Origin of the sequence: Mycobacterium sp. SP-6446 (assembly GCF_001954045.1) — a bacterium.
Classification (GTDB): domain Bacteria; phylum Actinomycetota; class Actinomycetes; order Mycobacteriales; family Mycobacteriaceae; genus Mycobacterium.
Window position 1 is genome coordinate 1 of sequence record NZ_MBEM01000274.1, and the last position, 4827, is coordinate 4827.

At 67.2% G+C, this 4827-nt stretch carries 3 protein-coding genes; all 3 read right to left on the reverse strand.

Annotation, left to right across the window (positions count from 1 at the left end; translation table 11 throughout):
- The coding region (locus A5736_RS25460; protein ID WP_076249209.1) for an acyl-CoA dehydrogenase family protein at positions 1 to 1093 on the reverse strand (1093 nt) is incomplete at its 3' end.
- A 62-nt stretch (positions 1094 to 1155) separates the two neighbouring features.
- Positions 1156 to 1908 carry a deoxyribonuclease IV gene (locus A5736_RS25465; RefSeq protein ID WP_076126164.1) on the reverse strand — a complete coding sequence of 251 codons (753 nt, stop codon included), beginning with the start codon at positions 1906 to 1908 and terminating at the stop codon, positions 1156 to 1158.
- A gap of 126 nt (positions 1909 to 2034) precedes the next feature.
- Positions 2035 to 4827, reverse strand: a 2793-nt coding sequence (rpoC, locus tag A5736_RS25470; protein WP_076249208.1) for a DNA-directed RNA polymerase subunit beta', incomplete at its 5' end; no start/stop codon positions are given.

The window sequence follows — 4827 nt, forward strand, 5'->3', positions numbered from 1 at the left end:
CGTCCCCGCGCAGCGCCTTGTCGGTGGCCCCGGCCATCCGCATCGCCACGATGGTGGCGGCCTCGGCCTCGACCGCGAGGTCGGCCAGCACGTTGCGCATCAACGGCTGGTCAATCAGGTAGGCGCCGAACGCCTTTCGGTGCTGGGCGTGGTGGATGGCACGGGTCAGGCCGGTGCGCATGCTGGTGGCGCTGCCCAGCGTGCAGTCGAGCCGGGTGAGGTTGACCATCTCGATGATGGTCGGCACCCCGCGGCCCTCCTCGCCGACCAACCATGCGATGACACCGTCGTATTCGACTTCGCTCGAGGCGTTGGCGTGGTTGCCGAGCTTGTCCTTGAGGCGCTGCAGGAACATTCGGTTGCGGCTGCCGTCGGGCAGTATCCGCGGCAGCAGGAAGCAGGACAGGCCGCCCGGGGCCTGCGCGAGCACCAGGAAGATGTCGCACATCGGCGCCGAGGTGAACCACTTGTGACCGGTCAGGCGGTAGCTGCCGTCGCCGTTGGGGGTTGCCTCGGTGGTGCCGGCGCGCACGTCGGAACCGCCTTGCTTCTCCGTCATCGACATGCCGGCCGTGATGCCCCGCTTGGTGGTGGCCAGCTTGAGTTCGGGGTCGTATTCGCGACTGGTCAGCAACGGCTCGTAAACGGCCGCCAGTTCTGGGTTGTAGCGCAGCGCCGGGACTACGGCGTAGGTCATCGAGACCGGACAGGTGTGTCCGGGCTCGACGTTCCAGACCGACATCTTGGCGGCCCGCACAACATGGTTGCCCGGGCGCTCGTCGGCCCACGGCGCCGCGTGCAGGCCGTGCCCGATCGCGGTGCGCATCAGCTCGTGGTAGGCGGGGTCGTACTCGACCTCGTCGACACGGTGACCGTAGCGGTCGTGGGTGTGCAGGATGGGCCGGTTGCGGTCGGCGAGTTCACCCCAGCGCTGGGCTTCGCGGCTACCGGCGATCGCGCCCACCTCGGTCACCTCGTCGACGCCCCATTGCCCGCCCTCGCGGATCAGGGCCTCGACGAGCACGGCGGACGTCGCGGGGTTGTAGTTCTCCAGCGGGGGAACCTGGTTGGTGACGGCATGGGTATCGGGCATGCCGTCCATATTACATTTTCCCGACAGCCGCACAAGAGGTGTAATAGCGGCGAGGACCTTGCCTAGGCGGTGTTCTCCCGCAGGAAGGCGATGTCGTCCTTGCGGCCCGCGTCGGCGGTTTCGCAGATCACGGGCGCATCGGCAGCCTTGACCGCCGCGACGAGTAGGTCGGTATCGATCTGGCCGCTGCCCAGGTTGGCGTGGCGGTCGGCGCCCGAGCCCGCCGCGTCCCGTGAGTCGTTGCAGTGCACCAGGTCGATGCGTCCGGTCAGGGCCTTGATCCGGTCGACCGCGTCGATCAGCTCCTCACCCGCGGCCCAGGCATGGCAGGTGTCCAGGCAGAAGCCAATTCCCTTGTCTCCGATGTGATCCCAGAGCCGTCCGATCGTGTCGAAGTGGCGGGCCATCGCATGGTCACCGCCCGCGGTGTTCTCCAGGTACACCTGCACGTCTGATTCGAGGTAGTCCAGCGCCTTGACCCAGCGCTCGAAGCCGGCCTCCATGTCGTTGTCGTCGGCGTGGCCGCCATGCACTATTACCGCCGTCGCGTTGATTGCGGCGGCGGCGTCGCAGGTGTCCTGCAAGATCTTTCGCGACGGGATGCGGATGCGGTTGTTGGCAGACGCGACGTTGATGAGGTAGGGCGCGTGGACGTACAGCGGAATGGTCGACGCCTTCAGCGCCTCGGCGTCGTCGCGCGGCTTCGGCTTCTTCCAGCTCTGCGGGTTGCCGAGGAAGAACTGCACCGCGTCGGCGCCGTCCGCCTGTGCGGCGGCCAGGGGATCGTCTTGGTGGACGTGTGAACCGATGAGCACGTGGACCAGTCTAGTGCCGTGAGCAGACACAGAATCGCACTGCGGCGGCCCACGGCGTGCGACTCTGCGACGGCTGCCGAGCGCACGAAAAAGCCCCCGCAGGCTGCGGGGGCTTTTCGCATTGACTTACCGATAGTCGCTGTAGCCGTAATCGTCCAGCGGCACCGCGGCGCCGGTGGCCTGGCCGAAGTCCGGGCTGTAGTACTGATCCTCGTAGGACGGGATCGTGTACGCCGCGGCCCGGGCCTCCTCGGTGGGCTGCACCTGGATGTTGCGGTAGCGGTTGATACCGGTACCGGCCGGGATCAGCTTTCCGATGATCACGTTCTCCTTCAGACCGTTGAGCTTGTCGCTGCGGCAGTTGATCGCCGCATCGGTCAGCACTCGCGTGGTCTCCTGGAACGACGCCGCGGACAGCCACGAGTCGGTGGCCAGCGACGCCTTCGTGATGCCCATCAGCACCGGACGGCCGGCGGCGGGCTCGCCGCCTTCGGCCACCACCCGGCGGTTCTCCGCCTCGAACTCCGCACGGTCGATCAGCGAGCCGGGCAGGAACTCCGTCGCGCCCGAGTCGATGATGGTCACCCGGCGCAGCATCTGGCGAACGATCACCTCGATGTGCTTGTCGTGGATCGACACACCCTGAGCGCGGTAGACCTCCTGGACCTCGCGGACCAAGTGGATCTGAACCTCGCGGGGACCCTGCACGCGCAGCACCTCGTGCGGGTCGGCCGAGCCTTCCATCAGCTGCTGGCCCACCTCGACGTGGTCACCGTCGGACAGCACTCCCTCGGAACCGTCGTCGTGCTTGAACACGCGCAGCCGTTGCCGCTTGGAGAGCTTGTCGTAGACGACTTCCTCGCCGCCGTCGTCGGGAATGATGGTGATCTTGTAGAAGCGCTCACCGTCCTCGAGACGGACCCGCCCGGTGACGTCGGCGATCGGCGCCTTGCCGCGCGGCACGCGGGCCTCGAACAGCTCCTGCACACGCGGCAGACCACCGGTGATGTCCTCACCGACACCACCCTGGTGGAAGGTGCGCATGGTCAGCTGCGTGCCGGGCTCACCGATGGACTGGGCGGCGACGATGCCGACGGCCTCGCCGATGTCGACCAGCTTGCCGGTGGCCATGGAGCGCCCGTAGCAGGTCGCACAGACGCCGGTGCCGGTGGTGCACGTCAGCACCGAGCGCACCTTGACCGACGTGATGCCGGCCGCCAGCAAGGCGTCGATCTCCGGGTCGCCCAGGTCCTCGCCGCGAGCGACGACGACGTTGCCCTTCTCGTCGACCGCGTCGGTGCCCAAAGTCCGCGCGTACGCCGAGGTTTCGATGTACGGGTCGCGGATCAGCGTGCCGTCGGGCTGGCGCTCGGCCAGCTCGACGACGATGCCGCGCTCGGTCTCGCAGTCGTGCTCGCGGACGATGACGTCCTGCGAGACGTCCACCAGGCGTCGGGTCAGGTAACCCGAGTCGGCGGTACGCAACGCGGTGTCCGCCAAGCCCTTTCGAGCACCGTGGGTGTTGATGAAGTACTCCAGCACGGTCAGGCCCTCGCGGAACGACGACTTGACCGGACGCGGGATGAACTCACCCTTCGGGTTGGTCACCAGACCCTTCATGCCGGCCAGCGTTCGGGTCTGCGTGAAGTTACCCGTGGCGCCCGAGTCGACGATGGTGATGATCGGGTTGTCGGCGGGATAGTGCTCCCGCAGCGCCTGACCCACCTCGTCGGTGGCTTCCTTCCAGATCTCCACCAGCGCCTCGTTGCGCTCGTCGTGGTTCAAAGCACCACGCTGGAACTGCTTTTCGACCTTGTCGGCCCGCTCCTCGTACTGGTCGAGGATCTCCTTCTTGCGCGGCGGCACCAACACGTCGGCCATCGACACCGTGACACCACTGCGGGTCGCCCAGTAGAAACCGGCGTCCTTGAGCTTGTCGACGGTCTGCGCGACCACGATCATCGGGTAGCGCTCGGCCAGGTCGTTGATGATGGAGGCCTGCACCTTCTTGTGCATCTGCTTGTTCACGAACGCATACCCCAGCGGCAGCAGCTCGTTGAACATCACCCGACCGAGCGTGGTCTCGGCCATCCACGCGTCACCCGGCTGCCAGCCGGACTCGCCGAACAGCTCGGCCTCGAGCTCGGCGGGCGGACGCAGCTGGGTCAACCGCACCTTGATCTTGGCCCGCACCGACAGCACGCCGCGGTCGGCCGCCATGATCGCCTCGGCCGGCGAGGCGTACACGCCGGTCTCCGGTCGGTCCTTGGCGGCCGCGACGTATTCGCCGGTATCGCCCTCGACCTCGGTGGTCAGGTAGTACAGCCCGGTCACCATGTCCAGTCGCGGCATGGCCAACGGGCGGCCCGACGCGGGCGACAGGATGTTGTTGGACGACAGCATCAGGATGCGCGCCTCGGCCTGCGCCTCCGCGCTCAACGGCAGGTGCACGGCCATCTGGTCACCGTCGAAGTCGGCGTTGAACGCCTCACACACCAACGGGTGCAGCTGAATCGCCTTGCCTTCCACCAGCATCGGCTCGAAAGCCTGGATACCCAGCCGGTGCAGGGTGGGCGCGCGGTTCAGCAACACCGGGTGCTCGGCGATGACCTCTTCGAGGACATCCCACACCTGGGGACGCTGACGCTCCACCATCCGCTTGGCGCTCTTGATGTTCTGCGCGTGGTTGAGGTCCACGAGCCGCTTCATCACGAACGGCTTGAACAGCTCGAGCGCCATCAGCTTGGGCAGACCGCACTGGTGCAGCTTGAGCTGCGGGCCGACCACGATGACCGAACGGCCCGAGTAGTCGACGCGCTTACCGAGCAGGTTCTGGCGGAACCGGCCCTGCTTGCCCTTGAGCAGATCCGACAGCGACTTCAGCGGGCGGTTACCCGGCCCGGTGACCGGGCGGCCGCG